Origin of the sequence: Agathobaculum massiliense (assembly GCF_900291975.1) — a bacterium.
In the GTDB taxonomy this organism is placed as follows: Bacteria; Bacillota; Clostridia; order Oscillospirales; family Butyricicoccaceae; genus Agathobaculum; species Agathobaculum ammoniilyticum.
The window spans coordinates 2,367,780-2,384,170 of sequence record NZ_OMPN01000001.1 but is presented as its reverse complement, the minus strand read 5'-3'; the positions used below and the strand labels follow the sequence as shown (position 1 = coordinate 2,384,170).

Annotated in this window: 17 protein-coding genes and 5 tRNA genes; 16 read left to right on the top strand and 6 right to left on the bottom strand. The window is 49.3% G+C overall.

From position 1 onward, the window contains the following. Positions 1-9: 9 nt before the first annotated feature. From DBQ51_RS12160 to DBQ51_RS12135, 6 genes are all read right to left on the bottom strand, one after another. Positions 10-996: an ABC transporter permease gene (locus tag DBQ51_RS12160; protein ID WP_054326351.1), complete on the bottom strand. Its 987-nt coding sequence runs from the start codon at positions 994-996 to the stop codon at positions 10-12. Further along, positions 993-2,519: a sugar ABC transporter ATP-binding protein gene (locus tag DBQ51_RS12155; protein ID WP_107631675.1), complete on the bottom strand. Its 1,527-nt coding sequence runs from the start codon at positions 2,517-2,519 to the stop codon at positions 993-995. The genes DBQ51_RS12160 and DBQ51_RS12155 overlap by 4 nt, the downstream gene beginning before the upstream one ends. Before the next feature lie 76 nt (positions 2,520-2,595). Further along, on the bottom strand, positions 2,596-3,600 hold the full coding sequence (locus tag DBQ51_RS12150; RefSeq protein ID WP_082396816.1) for an ABC transporter substrate-binding protein: 1,005 nt from the start codon (positions 3,598-3,600) through the stop codon (positions 2,596-2,598). Positions 3,601-3,697: 97 nt separating this feature from the next. Then, positions 3,698-5,296, bottom strand: coding sequence for a response regulator transcription factor (locus DBQ51_RS12145; protein WP_107631674.1), 1,599 nt, complete (start codon positions 5,294-5,296; stop codon positions 3,698-3,700). After that, entirely contained in the window at positions 5,293-7,032 is a 1,740-nt protein-coding gene (locus tag DBQ51_RS12140) for a cache domain-containing sensor histidine kinase (protein ID WP_107631673.1), read from the bottom strand. Before DBQ51_RS12140 ends, DBQ51_RS12145 begins: the two co-directional genes overlap by 4 nt. 76 nt (positions 7,033-7,108) lie before the next feature. Then, positions 7,109-7,846 carry a cyclase family protein gene (locus DBQ51_RS12135; protein WP_054326347.1) on the bottom strand — a complete coding sequence of 246 codons (738 nt, stop codon included), beginning with the start codon at positions 7,844-7,846 and terminating at the stop codon, positions 7,109-7,111. A gap of 227 nt (positions 7,847-8,073) precedes the next feature. Between DBQ51_RS12135 and DBQ51_RS12130 the strand changes: the two genes are divergently transcribed. The 16 genes from DBQ51_RS12130 (at position 8,074) to DBQ51_RS16650 (ending at position 16,390) form a co-directional block, all read left to right on the top strand. After that, positions 8,074-8,147 (top strand) — tRNA-Gly (locus DBQ51_RS12130). A 33-nt stretch (positions 8,148-8,180) separates the two neighbouring features. Beyond that, positions 8,181-8,257: transfer RNA gene (locus DBQ51_RS12125), tRNA-Arg, on the top strand. A 27-nt stretch (positions 8,258-8,284) separates the two neighbouring features. Next, positions 8,285-8,361 (top strand) — tRNA-His (locus DBQ51_RS12120). Between the two features lie 78 nt (positions 8,362-8,439). Continuing rightward, positions 8,440-8,514: transfer RNA gene (locus tag DBQ51_RS12115), tRNA-Gln, on the top strand. Positions 8,515-8,528: 14 nt separating this feature from the next. Beyond that, positions 8,529-8,604 (top strand) — tRNA-Lys (locus tag DBQ51_RS12110). Between the two features lie 58 nt (positions 8,605-8,662). Next, positions 8,663-9,007 carry a hypothetical protein gene (locus DBQ51_RS16660; protein WP_159068174.1) on the top strand — a complete coding sequence of 115 codons (345 nt, stop codon included), beginning with the start codon at positions 8,663-8,665 and terminating at the stop codon, positions 9,005-9,007. Positions 9,008-9,252: 245 nt separating this feature from the next. After that, complete coding sequence (locus DBQ51_RS12105; protein WP_054328580.1) at positions 9,253-9,558, top strand: hypothetical protein; 306 nt, start codon at positions 9,253-9,255, stop codon at positions 9,556-9,558. A 91-nt stretch (positions 9,559-9,649) separates the two neighbouring features. After that, positions 9,650-10,423 (top strand): ParA family protein, encoded by a 774-nt coding sequence (locus DBQ51_RS12100; protein WP_054328581.1) that lies wholly within the window; start codon positions 9,650-9,652, stop codon positions 10,421-10,423. A 1-nt stretch (position 10,424) separates the two neighbouring features. Then, positions 10,425-11,612: a ParB N-terminal domain-containing protein gene (locus DBQ51_RS12095; protein ID WP_159068173.1), complete on the top strand. Its 1,188-nt coding sequence runs from the start codon at positions 10,425-10,427 to the stop codon at positions 11,610-11,612. Between the two features lie 111 nt (positions 11,613-11,723). Continuing rightward, the gene (locus DBQ51_RS12090) at positions 11,724-12,626 is read left to right on the top strand and encodes a radical SAM protein (protein WP_174887862.1); all 903 of its coding nucleotides are present in this window, start codon (positions 11,724-11,726) and stop codon (positions 12,624-12,626) included. 549 nt (positions 12,627-13,175) lie between these two features. Beyond that, positions 13,176-13,754: a hypothetical protein gene (locus DBQ51_RS12080; RefSeq protein ID WP_107631670.1), complete on the top strand. Its 579-nt coding sequence runs from the start codon at positions 13,176-13,178 to the stop codon at positions 13,752-13,754. Next, complete coding sequence (locus DBQ51_RS12075) at positions 13,729-14,010, top strand: hypothetical protein (RefSeq protein ID WP_054327885.1); 282 nt, start codon at positions 13,729-13,731, stop codon at positions 14,008-14,010. The genes DBQ51_RS12080 and DBQ51_RS12075 overlap by 26 nt, the downstream gene beginning before the upstream one ends. Continuing rightward, positions 13,985-14,860, top strand: coding sequence for a phosphoadenosine phosphosulfate reductase family protein (locus tag DBQ51_RS12070; protein ID WP_107631669.1), 876 nt, complete (start codon positions 13,985-13,987; stop codon positions 14,858-14,860). The genes DBQ51_RS12075 and DBQ51_RS12070 overlap by 26 nt, the downstream gene beginning before the upstream one ends. Positions 14,861-14,928: 68 nt before the next feature. Continuing rightward, complete coding sequence (locus tag DBQ51_RS12065; RefSeq protein WP_054327887.1) at positions 14,929-15,789, top strand: DNA-methyltransferase; 861 nt, start codon at positions 14,929-14,931, stop codon at positions 15,787-15,789. A 174-nt stretch (positions 15,790-15,963) separates the two neighbouring features. After that, entirely contained in the window at positions 15,964-16,155 is a 192-nt protein-coding gene (locus DBQ51_RS16655) for a hypothetical protein (RefSeq protein WP_054327888.1), read from the top strand. Beyond that, positions 16,148-16,390 (top strand): hypothetical protein, encoded by a 243-nt coding sequence (locus DBQ51_RS16650; protein WP_159068172.1) that lies wholly within the window; start codon positions 16,148-16,150, stop codon positions 16,388-16,390. The genes DBQ51_RS16655 and DBQ51_RS16650 overlap by 8 nt, the downstream gene beginning before the upstream one ends. Position 16,391: the final 1 nt, after the last annotated feature.

Genomic DNA, 16,391 nt, shown 5'->3' with positions numbered 1-16,391 from the left:
CGATCCCCCCTAACGGCGTTTTTCCCGCTGCAAATAAACTGCGAGAATAATAATAGCGGCTTTAAAAATGCGGGAATACGCAAACGGGATGTTGTTCATATTGACCATAATTGAAATCAGCTGTATGATTAAGGCTCCGAATATCGTCCCCATAATCCGCGCTTTGCCGCCGTTCATGGAGGTCCCCCCAATCGCAACGGCCGCGATCGCATCCATTTCTGCAAGCTGTCCAATCGCATTGGGATCTGCACAGCTTGCACGGGAGCATTCAAACAGACCTGCCATTCCCGCCAGCAGCGCACTGATCACATACACCGAGATCAACACCTGCGCCGTACGAATGCCCGATAATCTTGCGGCTTTCCCGTTTTCTCCAATTCCCTGCACATAATATCCAAATGTCGTCTTTTTAAGCAGGAATGCAATTATCCAGACAAACAGTATGGATACAAATAATTGTACCGGTACCAGGCCGCCAACGCGGTATAAGCCGATTTCCGTAAACGTATTTCCATAAAACACGATTGTGCCGCCGTTATTCATCAATTGTGCAATACCTCGTCCGGCAATATAAAGAATTAGGGTTACAATGATCGGCTGTATTTTAAAGCATGCTACCAGAACACCGTTGAACAATCCCAACACCAATGCCACAACAAGGGCGGCCAGCACGGCCATGCCAGTATCCGTTCCCAAAAGCGGTGTTTTCCCAGTCAGCACCAAACCGCTCGTAACGGCGGATATCGCCATGACCGACCCTACCGAGATATCAATCCCTCCGGAGGAGATCACCAGCACCATCCCCAACGAGGTCAGCATAGTTGGCAGTACCTGAATCGTCAGGTTCCACAGGGTTCCCATGGAAGCAAAATTGCGGGTAAATAGGATATTGAACATAACCAGCAGCAGGAATGCATATATTGTACCATATTTTCGTATGTTCTGTCCCCAGTCAATACAGGTATGCCCGTTTTTTGCAGCAATGCTGTCCATCATATGCAGGCTCCCCCTTCCTGCAGGATGTCTTGTGCAATCGTCCGCATGATGTTTCCTTCTGATAGCATATCGCTTTCCAGCTCCCCGATATTTTTCCCATCCCGTATAACTATCACACGGTGACAGTTGCGTACCAATTCCTCCAGCTCAGAAGAAATCAACAATACACTGATGCCCTGCCCAGCGATATCCTGAATCAGCGCCTCGATTTCTGCTTTCGCGCCGATATCGATCCCCCTTGTCGGCTCGTCCAGTATGATCAGCCGCGGCTCCATGCACAGCCAGCGCGCTAAAAGAACTTTCTGCTGATTACCGCCTGACAGGTTTCGGATCAACTGCTCCTGCCCTGGCGTTTTGATGGACAGGCTCTTGATATAACGATCTACAATGTCCTTCTGTCGGCCGACGTTTACCAGCCCCCGCCGTGCGATCCGCGGCAAAATCGCCATCGTCATGTTTTCCCGCACGGACATATGGGGAAAAATTCCTTCCGCTTTGCGATCTTCCGAGCAATAGGCAAATCCTTTTGCAATCGCATCCCGTGGAGCTTTCCAGCGCACCTCCTGCCCATTGACCGCCAGCGTCCCTGTATAATCCGGGTTATCTCCAAAAATCACCTTGGCAAGCTCGGTCCGCCCCGCGCCAAGCAGTCCGGCCAAGCCCACTATCTCTCCCTGCCGGATTCTCAGGCTCACCCCCCGCAACTTCTCCTTGTCTGTAATCCCATGGGCTTCCAGCACAGGTACTCCTCCTGTTCCCTGATAAACCCCGTTTTTCCTTCGCAACACGTCAGTCGCATCGCGTCCAATCATGCGGGACACTAGCTCCAGCTTACTCAATTCCGCCGCCGGACTTTCGCTGACAAGCTTTCCGTCTTTCAGAATCGTAACCGTATCACATATCTCAAACACCTCATCCAGACGATGGCTGATAAAAATAATTGCGATGCCTTTTTCTCTGAGTTTACGCATTTGCCGGAATAAAATCTCTACTTCCTTTTCATCCAAAGAGGAAGTCGGCTCATCCATTACAATCAGTTTGGCCTGCACCGAAATAGCACGAGCAATCGCCACCATCTGCTGCACTGCCGTTCCATAGCTGCAAAGCGGCTGGGTCACATCTGCCTCCACTCCCATTTCGCGCAGTATCCGCTCCGCTCTCTGGTTCACCTGTTTCCAGTCAATTCCTGTACGGTTCATAGGCTCCCGCCCAAGATGAATATTTTCCGCAATACTCAAATACGGAATCAGATTGATCTCCTGATAAATTGTACTGATACCGGCTCGCTGTGCCTCCAACGGGCTGTTGAACGAAACCTGCTGCCCGTCCAAGATAATTTCGCCCGTATCTTTCCGGTACAAGCCGGTCAGAATTTTCATCAAGGTGGACTTCCCTGCGCCATTTTCACCCATCAACGCATGGATCTCGCCCGCGCGCACTCGAAAATTCACATGATCCAATGCATGAACGCCCGGAAACTGCTTGTCAATCTGTCTCATTTCCAACAAATACATGGCTTCCATTCACTATCCCTCCTTTCATAGGGGAGAGGGGCGTTTCGCCCCTCTCCCGAACGCTATTTTAAGATGCATAAACGCATCAATACGCCTCGTCCAAGCATTCCTCTGCATTTTCAATCGTATATAGCTTACCTTCATTTTTAACGAACGCCGGTACCTCTTCACCCGCTTCCAATTGGTCAATAATCGCTAAAACACTGTCTCCAAAGCGCGGTTGACAGAGCACGCTCAATTCCATATCCCCATCAATGATCGCCTGCAAAGCATCTTTCTGCCCATCCATGCTGTAAATCTTGATGTCCTCGCCCGGTTTGAGTCCCGCAGCCTTGATCGCCTGTAAAGCACCGATAGCGTTATCGTCATTATGCGCAAATACCGCATCGATCTCATCCCCATAGGCCTGAATCAGGTTTTCCATCGCTTTTTGTGATTCCGCACGGTTGAAATTTCCAACCTGGGAGGCGATAATCTTTATATTGTCATAGTTGGCGATCTCCTCGGTGAACCCTTTATTGCGGTCGATCGTACTGGTGGCGCCCGGTGTTCCGGTCAGTTCCACAACATTGCAGCGTTCGTCGCCAAACTGCTCTTTCATATACTGGGCGCAGGTCTGCCCCTCCCAAATCAAATCGGCGCTGTTCAGTGTTGTATAATCCACGCCTGCCTCACCATTGATGCCGCGGTCAACCAGAATGACCGGAATACCGGCATCCATTGCGGATTTAAGCACGGGCGTCAAACCCTCGGACTCACGCGGAGATACGATCAGGTAATCCGGCTTTTGAGAAATAATATCCTCAATATCGGACATTTGTTTTGCCGTATCGTCCTGTGCGTCCGTATAAATATATTGGTATCCTCTTGCCTCTATTTTTTCTTTCATATCATTTGTTTGAACGACTTTCCAGTTGTTCTGGTTGCCGCACTGCGAAAAGGCTACCGTCAGCACCTCGCTTTCGCCGCTGTCCACTCCCACATCCGCATCTGGTACGGCCGTGTTCTCTGAATCGGTTGAACAACCTGTACCTGAGCCAATTAGCAGTACACTGGTTAGAAGCATTGCGAATAATCTGGTCTTTTTCATACGAAACCCTCCCGTTTTCTATTTTTCTCTTTTCTGAATGTGCTTTCATTATACCGATTGTTCCTATAGTGGTAAATCAACATATTTTTTTAATATTTCAAGATTTTTTCTGTTTTGCCGCCCCGTTTTCTTTCTGTCTCTGTCGATACTCCGTGGGCGAAAAATCCGTATTTTTCTTGAAGAGCGTACTAAAATAGTTGGGGTTGTCATATCCAACAGCCAGTGCAATTTCATAGGAGCGCTGATCGGAATATCGTAAAAGCTGCTTGGCCTTTTCCATGCGCAGGTCAGTCAGGTAACTGATAAACGATTTGCCGCATTCCTGCTTAAACAAAATACTGAAGTAACATGACGACATATTGACCGAAGCGGAAACGCTTTGCAGAGAAATGGAATGGTCGGTATAATTCTGCTCGATATACTGCCGCGCTTTTTCGATCAATGTATGATGCGCCGCGCCTTTTTTTCCATGTACATAGTCGCACACCTTCCCCAGCAGTTCACTGAGGCCGCTAATCTGCTTCTGCAGGCTGCCCGCCGTAATGATCATGCGGTATTCTTCCACAGGATCTTCAAACACCTCGGACAGATCGATCCCAAATTCTTTCAATGCGCCGGTGACCTGGCTGTACACCGATGCAATAAACATTTGGCCATACAGAATGGAATATCGTCCACTTTCTCGTATATTGTCTGTGATGAGACAAATATTCTGCTCAATCAGACCTTTATCAAAGGTGCGTATACAGTCGACAAAACGCGCTATATTAGCAGCAATCTGCGTTCCGTCATCCTGGCGTATTCGCTTCAGCTCCGCGTAATCCAAAAAGCTTGTCTCATCATAAAGGAAAGCATACTGCAGCACTTTTTGACAGTGGCCGTACATCGCCTGTAGCCCCCATACGTCTCCCGACACACCATCTGTAGCGCAAAGAAAGGGATACTCATTTTTCAAATCCACATCCTGGCGCAGCGCCCTGCAAACAGCCTGCATATGCTCTGCTGCCTGCTGGGCATTTCTTCCCGAAACAACGATTAGGACACGTCCCTCTGTCTGAAATTCTTCATAAAAAAACATGCGCTCTGCCGCACATTCTTCTACTTGCGCAGCGAACCGGCTAAAATATTTCTGTAGCTCCTGCTCAGTGAACGTATCCCGTGCAAACCGATAGCCCAAAATATCGATCATAATACAGGCATAGAACCGCTCCACAGGAATACCTGCCTGCGCAAGCGCAGCTTCCTCAGGCTGTTTATCCAAGTCAGCGTGCAGCAGGCAGGAAAGCAGTTCCGTGCGCTCCTGCTTTATATTTTCTTCCTGCCTTGCTTTATATTTTTCAAAAATCTCGTCCAACAGGCTCTCCATATAAGCCAAATCGATCGGCTTGAGTATGTAATCCTTTACGCCCAGCTTAATCGCACGTTTAGCATATTCAAATTCATCATAGCAGGTCAGCAATATCACGCAGATATCCGCCTGCTCCCGCAATACATTTTCCACCAATTCTAACCCATCCATAAACGGCATACAAATGTCGGTGATTAAAAGATCCGGCCGGTATTGCCGCGCCAGTTCCAGCGCCTGTTCCCCATCCTCCGCTGTTGCTATAACCTCCATTCCATGAGCCGCCCAAGGCACATTGTCCCGCAGTCCCTCTCGAATCAGATATTCGTCGTCTGCCAGCAATACCTTCACTCTGTTTCCTCCTCCCAGCGCATCGGCAAGGTAATGCGGAAGCAGCTTCCCTCCCCCTGCCGGCTTTCAAACGTCACACCGTACGGCTCTCCAAACAGAATACGAATCCTTTCGTTTACGTTCACCACACCATAACTCTCTGCGCGCGGGCCGCTTCCGTGCCGCAGCGTATTATTCAGTGCCGCAGAAGCCTCTTCTGTCATGCCCACGCCATTATCGGTTACATCTATCACAATATTCTTTTCCATTGGCCGTACCCAAATTTTTAAATGACAACTCCCGCGTTTAGGCTTCATGCCATGGTAAATAGCATTTTCGATCAACGGCTGTAAGACCAGCTTGGGAATCAGACAGGAAGCGATCTCTTCTTTCAAATGTATCTCATGCGTGAACTTTCCTTTATACCGTATATTCTGTATAATCAGGTAATTGCCGGCATGCGCCAGCTCCTCACGCAGTGTAATAACCTCCCGCCCCCTGTTCAACCCAATTTTTAGGAACTGCGTCAAGGCCATTACCATGCGGACCGCACCATCCTTGTCTCCCGACCGCACCATCCAGATAATAGAATCCAGTGTATTATAGAGGAAATGCGGCTTGATCTGCGCCTGTAATGCCTTTAGTTCGGTCAGGCGAAGTTTCTTCTGATTTTCCACCTCATGTTCCATAAGAATATGTATAGTATTGAGCATCATGTTAAAGCGGTTGGTTAACGCGCCGATCTCATCGTCCCGTTCTGGAACGGCATGCACATTCAAGTCCCCCTGTTCCACCAAACGCATTTTTTCATCCAATTTTGTGATAGGGCAAACAATATACGCGGCGACTCGATAGGCCAGCAGCAGCGCAATTCCCATAACGCCAATTGAAACCAGGCTCACGATTTTGATAATCAAAAGAACGTTTTGCGCCAGTTCTCTGCCCGGCACGGTACATACCAGCTTCCATCCCGTCTGTAAAACCGGTTGTTCAATCCGCAGATCATGAAATATGGCATCTTTCCAGGAATAGGACGCATTTTGCCGGACCCTTTCCGACAATTGGGCAGCGGTCATATCCGCAGGGCCAATAATAGGCCGTCCATACGTATCCTGTATATATAAAAAACCACTTTCGCTGACTCTGGTATTCAGAAAAGAACTGACTTTTGCCGCTTCCAGTTCCACCACCACAATCCCGCGGTACTCTCCGCTCCCCAACTCCTTTACCGGCGTGACCGTAGTCAACAGCGTTTCTCCTGTTGTTACGGCAAATTGCGAACCTTGTTCAGGCGGCAGCCAAATAGTGTGTTCTGATTGCAGGGCTTTTTGGCAATACGGGTTGTCCATTGCTTTTTCATTTATAAAAGAGTAATACTGTGATTTTGCCGCTATACCATTATCTGCAAAAAAATACATAGCAAATATACTGCTGTTATACTGGTTCAGCTCCGAAAGGTATGCGTCCAGCTCAAAGCGATCGCTGAACTGCGCTTTATATTGTGGATATTCTGTACGCATGACCGACTGGACACCGGCTGACCGACTGATAATCCGCGACATGGATATCATATCTTCCAATAGGTTATCAACTTCATCCGCTGTTTTTTCTACGATCTGTTCGCTTGTCGTGACCGCCATTTCCATCACATGGCGATAGGACACAATGCAGGCTGCCGCGGCAACTGTTACGACAGAAATAAGGGAGAAAGCACCAAAGAATCGGAACAGACGTTTTTTCATGGATTGTTCATGCATTTCAGACTCCTCCCCGCAGAAAATAAAAACTGCCTGTCAAAAGAGCATCTTCTTATGTCAGGCAGCTTCTCATTGTTCAATTCCTCGGCACGAATGCAAACGGGCGGATTGGAGATCCTGAACCGTTTCTGATCTTCAGCGGTACAGCTATGAAGTAAGACCGCACCGGCAATTTATCCAGATTCTGCAGTTCCTCCATGATCAGGATATGATTGGGGAGCCAGTGCATATGGTGTCCATAGGATTCCATTTCCTCCCCAGCAATTACAGGAGTATCACAGGCGATCGTATCGCTTCCTACCGCCCGAACCCTGCGCTCCGCGAATAGCCGGACTGCATCTTCTGAAAGCCCGGGTTCATTTTTGGCATAGTACTTCCAATCGGCTCCGGCCGACCAGTAGCGGAACCAATGGAAATCCAGCAGAACGATCTCATCTTCCCCCGCTGCCGTTCCCATTTTCGCCTCAAGTGACAATATCTGATCCGCTGTGATCCTCTGACCAGGCTTGGCATCCAGTTGATACAAAGGGTATGTAACCGCCACGCCGCACAGATAGTCCGGCGGATAGGTTTCAATCGTACTTTCCATCATTGCGGATACCTGATGGGCGGGAGCATCAACATGCGCTCCAGTATGCTCTCCCAAAAACATTGTCTGGCAGTAATATCCATCATGCGCATGTGTGACTGTCGGATGGATGACCAGCGGGGGATGCGTCGGCCAGCGCGGGATATCATTTTCCAATACTGGCGACAAATCAACTACATTACAGGCTGAAACCGCTTCACGAATTGTATATAGAATATCTGACATAACCATTCCTCCTTTTTATAGCACTAATTATACCTTGTGTGTTGTGGAAAAGAATCCGATATTTTTTGAGTTCTTTCAAATAATTTTAATTTATTATAACATACCCTATTTTTTCTTTTCCATGGAAAGCCTTTCCTGACACAAGTACATTAGTTGGAAAAGATGCAGAAAATAGTATTGACAAAATCGCTGATTATTGGTATACTGTTTAAGCGTCAGAAAAACCCGCGGGTGTAGTTCAATGGTAGAATGTCAGCCTTCCAAGCTGAACACGTGGGTTCGATTCCCATCACCCGCTCCATTTTCTTTCCCATGCGCGGGCTGGAATTGATATGCGCCAGTAGCTCAGCCGGATAGAGCAACTGCCTTCTAAGCAGTAGGCCGGGGGTTCGAATCCCTCCTGGCGTGCCATCTCTCCAGTTGACTACAGTTTATATGGTGGGTATAGCTCAGTTGGTTAGAGCATCGGATTGTGGTTCCGAGGGTCGAGGGTTCGAGTCCCTTTACCCACCCCATATGAAACCATGTGACGCGCTGCTTGATGCAGCGCGTTATAAATATAAGGACCGGCTCCATGCAATCCAGCCGAATACAGGGGCGTCGCCAAGCGGTAAGGCATCGGCCTTTGACGCCGACATTCGCTGGTTCGAATCCAGCCGTCCCTGCCATTTCAACTTAACACGATCCAGTAGCTCAGTCGGCAGAGCACCTGCCTTTTAAGCAGGGTGTCCGGGGTTCGAATCCCCGCTGGATCACCAATTACGAAAAGCCCGCCCTGCGCGGGTTTTTTCATTTCATCAAGACGTGGCGCGGGTTTTGAGTGTTTTTGAAACGTATTTTTATTTTTCTAAACAAGCATCAAAAACGCCAAAAAACCAAGTCATGCAACACGAAATGCAACACGAAAAAGGGGAGGCCGAAGCCTCCCCTTTCACTTGCTCGCCGCATTGGCTGCTTGCGTACATTGTCGTTCTTTGGTATAATTTGATTAAGGCGCAGCCGTGTCCGCGGTTGGCGGTTATTCCCACCGAACCCATAGAGGGGAGGTGGTGCTATGGTTACATACTCGGAGCTTTTTCAGCTTCTTATGTTGCTCGTGGCATTTTCCAGTCTGATTTTTCAGATATGCAAAAGAAAATGACCGCCCTCACGTCCAAATGAAGCGGTCAAATTCTTTGATCAAGTAGTTTGGGAGTAACCGTCAACCGGCTGCGCCCTTTTCTATGTTTAGTATACCTGCCTTAAGCGGAGTTGTCAAGAAAAGGGTTATTTCTTTTTTACAAGCGAAAATTTTATAATTAAAGTTACCAAGAGGACAGCACTCTGGTAACTTTATTTTTTGCCGTAAAAGGGCAGGAATACCAGTGTGATTCCCCGAAAAACAGAACGGAAAGGAGAGGCTAAGGATGGCAAAAGTGACGCATGAAATGCGAAAAACTATCTACGAAATGTGGCGTACCGGCGCAAGCAAAAAAGACATTAGTGAACACCTGAAGCTGAATGTAAACACCATCAGGAACGAGCTGTGTAAAGGATACAACGGGCAGATCTACTCAGGCGGCAGACCGGTCTACGATCCGGAGCTTGCGGAGCGATGCAGCAATAGCCACGGAAGGCAGGCGCACCGGGAGCAGATGATGCGTATGGTGTCCGCACCGCCCAGCATCTGCCCGGGCGATGATATGGGCGAAGCATCTGCCCAGGATGATTAAAGCCACATGATACATCGCAGACCTGTGGCATGGTGGAGGATATGCTGCAGTATTTGCTTCAACCAAAGACATTTTCAAGGGGATAATCAAAATGAAAACAATTTCCATCATCAACCTGAAAGGCGGTGTCGCAAAGACGCTCACTACTATCAGCATGGCACATATCCTGTCAGAACGGCACGGAAAGCGCGTGCTTGTCGTGGACAACGACAAGCAAGGCAATACCAGCAAAACATTTGGCGTACATAGCTATGAGCGCGGCAGCGTCGCGGAGCTGATGCTGGATCGCAACGCCGACCTGGCTGATACCATCTGCCATACCCGCTATCAACGGATCGACGTGATCCCTGCAAACATGAAGCTGCTCACCGCCAATATGCAGGTGATGATGGACAGCAGCCGTCCGCAGCAAACCCGCCTGCGCGCAGCTCTGCGCAAGGTACAGGATCAGTATGACTACTGCCTGATCGACAACGCCCCGGATATCAACATCAGCACCATCAATGCGCTGGTCGCATCGAATGAAGCAATCATCCCAGTGAAGATAGACCGCTACGCCTTTGACGGCCTGCAGGAGCTGAAAGATCAGATCGCTATCACACGGGAAGAACTCAACCCGGCGCTGCGTCTGGCTGGGTGCCTGATCACCTGCTTCCAGCACGTAGAGGGCGAGCGGCAGGGCGAGGAATGGCTGCGTGCCAACATGGATTGCCCTGTATACAAAACGCACATACGTTACAGCGGCAAAGTAGTGGAAAGCTCGTTTGAAGCTACCCCCATCTTGGAATACAGCCGCCGCAGCGGTGCAGCGCATGACTACTGCGACTTTGTTGCCGAGTATCTGGATGATGAGAGGGGCTGCTGATATGGGATTTGCTATTACAGATATGCTGATGCAGTCCTCCCTCTCTTCTGCACCGGCAAAAGATCAGCCGATCCGCAGGATCAGCTACTATGATCTCGTTCCATCGGAAGATAACTTTTACTCCATGCAGGAGCTGGAAGAGCTTCAGACTGCGATTGAGCTTGCGGGACACATCTTAAGCAACCTTATTGTAACACCGCTGCCGGACGGCAAGTACAAGATTCTGTCCGGTCATCGCCGTCATGCAGCGGTGGGGCGGCTTCTGGCCGCTGGGAAGGATGAGTACGAATTTCTGCCCTGTGCGGTTGAAGAGCTGACGGATGAAGATCGTGACGTCCGCGAACAGGTGCTGCTCATTACAGCCAACAGCCAGCGCGAAAAAACGGCATGGGACAAACTGGAGGAAGTCCGTCAGATGCGGGATATTGCACGCCGCACGAAACAGGAGCGCGGCATTGCCGGGCGCGTCCGTGACCTTGTGGCACAAAGCCTGCACATCAGCTCCAGCCGCATTGCCAAGTACGATTCCATTTTGAACAACCTGATCCCCTCTTTAATGGAGGAAATTAAGGCGAACCGCCTATCAATTTCTACGGCCTATGACCTCAGCGGCCTGCCTGCGGACAGGCAGCAGGCAAGCTATGATTTTTATCTTAACCACGGCAAGCTACCGAGCGAATCGGCTCCGTCTGGTGTGTTCCAGTCGAACACACAGCCCTCTGCCCCTGCGTCAAGCGAACCGGCTCCGTCCGATGTGTTCCATCCGAACACGCAGCCCTCTGCCCCTGCGTCAAGCGAACCGGCTCCGTCCGATGTGTTCCATCCGAACACGCAGCCCTCTGCCCCTGCGTCGAGCGAACCGGCTCCGTCCGATGTGTTCCATCCGAACACACAGCAAACTCCCCAACAGATATTCCATGCAAATGCACCATACAAGCCGCTGACACAAGCAGAAATCGATAAAATGCACTTTGATCGCGTCTGGATCGATTACGGAATGGATGAGGATGGCGAAAGATTTGGTGAAGAAGGCGTCGTGCTATATGGGAAACTGTATTCCATTGATGTGCTCGACGGCGCAGGTCTTGAAGATCTTCTGCTTGACGCGACAGGTGGCGATACCCTCGACAATTCAAGCGGAAAATACACGGTTTACCGATGCCCTCCCAAGGAAAACACCGATGCTTGAGGTCTGTCCGATGAAAATCAAATTCGAGATCGGAGATGGGAAATGCCCGCCGGGGGTGAAGTATGAGTAAGCGAGTGATAGATGTTGCCTGTGGCAGGAGGACGTACACATTTGAGAATCGGATTGATTGATGTAGACAGCCATAATTGGCCAAACCTCGCGCTGATGAAAATATCCGCATATCACAAATCCATTGGTGATGATGTGGAGTGGTGGGACGGATTTGCACAATATGACCGCGTGTATATGTCGCGTGTATTTGATAACACATATTCCGAGGATGAACCCGAGCCGTGCAACGCATCGGAAATTATCAAAGGCGGTACGGGATATGGGTTAGATAATACATTGCCGGATGAAATAGAGCACATAATGCCTGATTACGGTCTTTATCACTGGATGCCACAGGATACGGCCTATGGATTTTTGTCGCGGGGTTGTCCCCGTGGGTGTGAGTTTTGCATTGTTTCCCATAAAGAAGGCCGCAGAAGTGTAAAGGTCGCAGACCTTGCGGAATTCTGGAACGGGCAAAAGAACATCAAACTGCTTGATCCTAACCTGCTGGCTTGCCCTGAGCATACCGACTTACTCAGCCAGTTAGCAAGCAGCGGCGCGCAGATTGATTTTACGCAAGGGCTGGACGCGCGGCTGCTCTGTGCAGAAAACATTTCTTTACTTAATTTGATGCGGATCAAAGAAATTCATTTTGCGTGGGATTCTTTGCGTGAAACCGACGCTGTACTGCGGGGACTTCGGTTGTATGTGGAAAGCGGGCGAAAAAACCGTCATGGAGAATATGGGACGGTGTATGTGCTGACGAATTTTAATACCACTATGGACGAAAACCTCTTTCGGATCTATACGCTGCGCGATATGGGATATACCCCCTATGTCATGATCTATGACAAACCAAATGCGCCACGGGAGATCAGGCTCTTGCAGCGTTGGTGCAATAACAAGCCGATCTTTCGAAGCGAACCGGATTTTGCAAGGTATGATCCACGGAGAAGCTGAAAGGTAGGCTGGCTGCAAAAGCAATGAATAAACTTCTAAAAAGCAAGACATTACGATGGGAAATCGTTACAGGAATATCGTCTCTGGTTATCGGCACCCCAATAGGCTTCTGGCTTAACCATGTCATCTATGCCTATTGGGATGCGATAATGTCAGCTTGGATAGCGTCCTATGATAGCCGAGAGCAGGCGATTACTTCGCTGCCGTCCTATGTAGGATCGCCGGTTGTGGAGACTGCTATATTCGCTGTCTGGATCGGGTTGATTATGCTGCCATGGATCTTTGTGCGGTTAAGGACGAACTTGAAAATAATGCTATCGTTCTTCCTGTATGGAATTTCACTTGAGACATTATTTACTATAACTTACGCAATAGCTGGAGATACAGTTCCCGTTTGGATACACTTCCTTTTTATAAGCGCGGTCATTGATGCAGTGTGGATCTGCTTTCACTTTATAGGTTGGCTAATAAAAAGGCTCAGAAGCAACCGGTAAAAGGTATACCAAACCAATGAAGCAGACTGCGAAAAGCAATAGGGAGGGCTGCGTCATGGAAATAAACGATAATCATGTGGTTATAAATTGCATAAATGACGGCTTCTGTGATTTCTACGATATACTGCTCAGGGATACAATCATCGAGTACTGTCAACAACGCAACGTAAAATGTGATTCTACATTAACTGTATCTTATCACCTTAATCGGGACGCATGTACAGCGTGCATACTTATCAAGGATACAGAAAATCCAGATCCTATCATTGATATACTGATTAAGCATCCTCCGATTATTGGCGGCTGCTGGAGCAATCGGGTTGCGCGGCGGTTGGCAATCGGACAGCTTTATGTCAGTGCGTTTATACATTCTGTATGTGTGTTTCTGGAAGAAATATCATACGAACTCGGTCAGTCGTGGACAGTTATCAGCAATGACGATTGTTATTACGCACCGTTGCTGTATTTTTCTCGAGAAACAACAGATTTGTTGAAGGAAACCGACATCTGCTATATTCCACACATGGTCAGCAAATACCCTTCTGCCTTTGAACGGTTGGCGCAATGCGGTTACTCTTATAAAGCATACTGGGGGCTTGACGAAAACGATGAAAAAAATTCGGATTTGCCTTGAGGTGCAGGGGCTTGGACAGGACGAGTACGGCACGCCATGTTCAAATGTCGTTTGTGTGACGCTGGGCGATGACGATGCCGAGGAATTAACCGGCGCGGAGTACAAAGCATTCTTGGAACAGATCAAGATTGAAGATGTCTTACGACTGTGCTGGTTGGATCAGCAATTCAGCCCAGCAGACTGCCGGTTGATGATGCCGGAAGAGTACGATCTGGCAAACGGAGAGCAAAATGGACAAGGAACAGAAAGCGATTGAACGGATGCGGCTGGCGGCGCAGATGAGCGAGACCTACTACCAAAAGCCGCTGATCGTAACCACGAGCGGCGGCAAGGACAGCGATGTCTGCATTGCTCTGGCGGTGGCGGCGGGGATTGACTTTGAGGTGCAGCATAACCACACCACGGCAGACGCGCCGGAAACGGTATATCATGTGCGGGACACATTCCGAAGGCTGGAAGCCAAAGGAATCAAATGCACGGTAAACTGGCCGACGTACAAAGGTGCGCCGGTGACGATGTGGAGCCTGATCCCGCAAAAGCTGATGCCACCGACACGGGTAGTACGCTACTGCTGCTCGGTATTGAAAGAGGGCGGCGGTGCCGGACGCATGATTACAACGGGTGTGCGCTGGGCAGAGAGCGCGGCACGTAAAAATAAGCGCGGTATTTACGAGAGTATGCCGCACGACCTCAGCAAGAAAATCATTATCAACAATGACAATGATGATAAACGTCAGTTGTTCGAGAACTGCAGATTGCAGGCAAAACGCATCTGCAATCCGATTGTAGACTGGACAGATGATGACATTTGGGATTACATCCGCAGCGAACGTATTGAAACAAATCCGCTGTATGCGTGTGGATTTGACCGCGTGGGATGTGTCGGCTGCCCGATGGCCGGGAGAAAAGGCAGGCAGTTTGAATTTGCGCGATACCCAACATTTGAACGAGCTTATATCCATGCGTTTGACAGGATGCTGAAAATGCGCGTAGTGCGCGGCAAGCTGGACGGTTCGTGGCGTACCGGAACAACCGGCAAGGACGTGTTCCACTGGTGGATGGAGGACGGGGTATTGCCGGGACAGCTCACGTTCTCAGACGCCTGAGTTATGCTCCCTCTTTTTAAGTGCAGACCCCCAAATAACGATAGTCCGAAGGACAAAGGAAATACAATATGAAATTATCCCTTAATACGATTCTATGCGGCGATAGTCTAAAAATCCTAAAGACCCTGCCCGACAACAGTGTACATTGCTGTGTGACATCGCCGCCGTATTATGGTTTGCGGGATTACGGCATGGCGGGACAAATCGGACGGGAACCGATACCGGAGCAGTACATAGTCCGTCTGGTGGAAATATTCCGCGAAGTGCGGCGCGTACTGCGGGCAGACGGTACACTATGGCTTAATATAGCAGACAGTTATGCAGGGAGTGGAAAAGGTCGGAACGCAGATGGTAGCCATCGTCCCGATGGCAAGCAGGGTACGAATCGCGGGACAATAGCCGGTGTGCTGCACAAAGCACCCTCTTCAGTCGGCTGTAAGCCGAAAGACCTGATGGGCATTCCGTGGATGCTGGCGTTCGCACTGCGGCAAGATGGGTGGTATTGGCGTTCGGACATTATCTGGATGAAAAACAATCCCATGCCGGAAAGCGTAAAAGACCGTCCCACCCGATGCTATGAACACGTTTTTTTGTTTTCAAAATCCCGCCGCTATTTTTACGATGCAGAAAGTGTGGCGGAGCCTACGGCAGCATCCACAGTCCGAAATCTCAGGGACGTATGGCAGATCAATAAAGTCCCCTATAAGGGCACACACTTTGCTACTTTCCCTCCCAAACTGGCAGAAACCTGCATTGTGGCCGGATGCCCTCCTGCCGGCATCGTGCTTGACCCCTTTTTCGGCAGCGGAACCACTGGTCTTGTTGCTAAAAAAATGGAGAGGCACTATATCGGCATAGAGCTAAACCCCGATTTCTGCAAACTGGCACAAGAACGGCTATCCGGCACATCCAAAGCAGGATATATGTAACATAAAGAAACCGCCAACCGTACAAGCAAAATAACCACGGGCCTATCGCCTGTGGTCATGCACCGGAAGGTGAAACGCTTACGCAGATTATCCCCCTGCATGTTTCCTCCTCAAACTTCCGGTGTATGACCATGCGCGATGCGCAGCAATCAAGACAAGGCAGGTGAACGACCTTTGAAATTCACATTTGAAATTGATGCGGCCTTCCAAACGATGAAAACAGACAAAAAGCTGCCGGAAGGCGCGCCGCCCAAACAGGTTCAGCGTTATATTCAATCAGCGCGCCGCTCTCTGCTGCTGGAGGATCTTGAAGCCCAAAAGGCACAAGCCCGGCAAATACGGATAGGAGGTCTTGATAATGCCTGACGCATTGCATCTGCACCTTAGACCGTGTGAAATTGCCGTCATTCGCTATCATGAGCAGGATAATGAACTTGTGGAGCTGCGCTTCCGTATCGGCCAAGAGCGCGAAGCACGGTTTGCCCTCACACATATTTCTGCATATGATCCCGATTACAATGCTATTTTTTCCAGCCGGTTTCGAAAAAAATTACAAAGGAGACAGCGCCATGTCGAAAAATACACAACAATCCGCAAATAAC

Coding starts and splice junctions, on each gene's coding strand:
- DBQ51_RS12160 (WP_054326351.1), bottom strand. CDS start 996: ATGATGGACAGCATTGCTGCAAAAAACGGGCATACCTGTATTGACTGG.
- DBQ51_RS12155 (WP_107631675.1), bottom strand. CDS start 2,519: ATGGAAGCCATGTATTTGTTGGAAATGAGACAGATTGACAAGCAGTTT.
- DBQ51_RS12150 (WP_082396816.1), bottom strand. CDS start 3,600: ATGAAAAAGACCAGATTATTCGCAATGCTTCTAACCAGTGTACTGCTA.
- DBQ51_RS12140 (WP_107631673.1), bottom strand. CDS start 7,032: ATGCATGAACAATCCATGAAAAAACGTCTGTTCCGATTCTTTGGTGCT.
- DBQ51_RS12135 (WP_054326347.1), bottom strand. CDS start 7,846: ATGTCAGATATTCTATATACAATTCGTGAAGCGGTTTCAGCCTGTAAT.
- DBQ51_RS12105 (WP_054328580.1), top strand. CDS start 9,253: ATGGCAAAAGTGACGCATGAAATGCGAAAAACTATCTACGAAATGTGG.
- DBQ51_RS12100 (WP_054328581.1), top strand. CDS start 9,650: ATGAAAACAATTTCCATCATCAACCTGAAAGGCGGTGTCGCAAAGACG.
- DBQ51_RS12095 (WP_159068173.1), top strand. CDS start 10,425: ATGGGATTTGCTATTACAGATATGCTGATGCAGTCCTCCCTCTCTTCT.
- DBQ51_RS12080 (WP_107631670.1), top strand. CDS start 13,176: ATGGAAATAAACGATAATCATGTGGTTATAAATTGCATAAATGACGGC.
- DBQ51_RS12075 (WP_054327885.1), top strand. CDS start 13,729: ATGAAAAAAATTCGGATTTGCCTTGAGGTGCAGGGGCTTGGACAGGAC.
- DBQ51_RS12070 (WP_107631669.1), top strand. CDS start 13,985: ATGGACAAGGAACAGAAAGCGATTGAACGGATGCGGCTGGCGGCGCAG.
- DBQ51_RS12065 (WP_054327887.1), top strand. CDS start 14,929: ATGAAATTATCCCTTAATACGATTCTATGCGGCGATAGTCTAAAAATC.
- DBQ51_RS16650 (WP_159068172.1), top strand. CDS start 16,148: ATGCCTGACGCATTGCATCTGCACCTTAGACCGTGTGAAATTGCCGTC.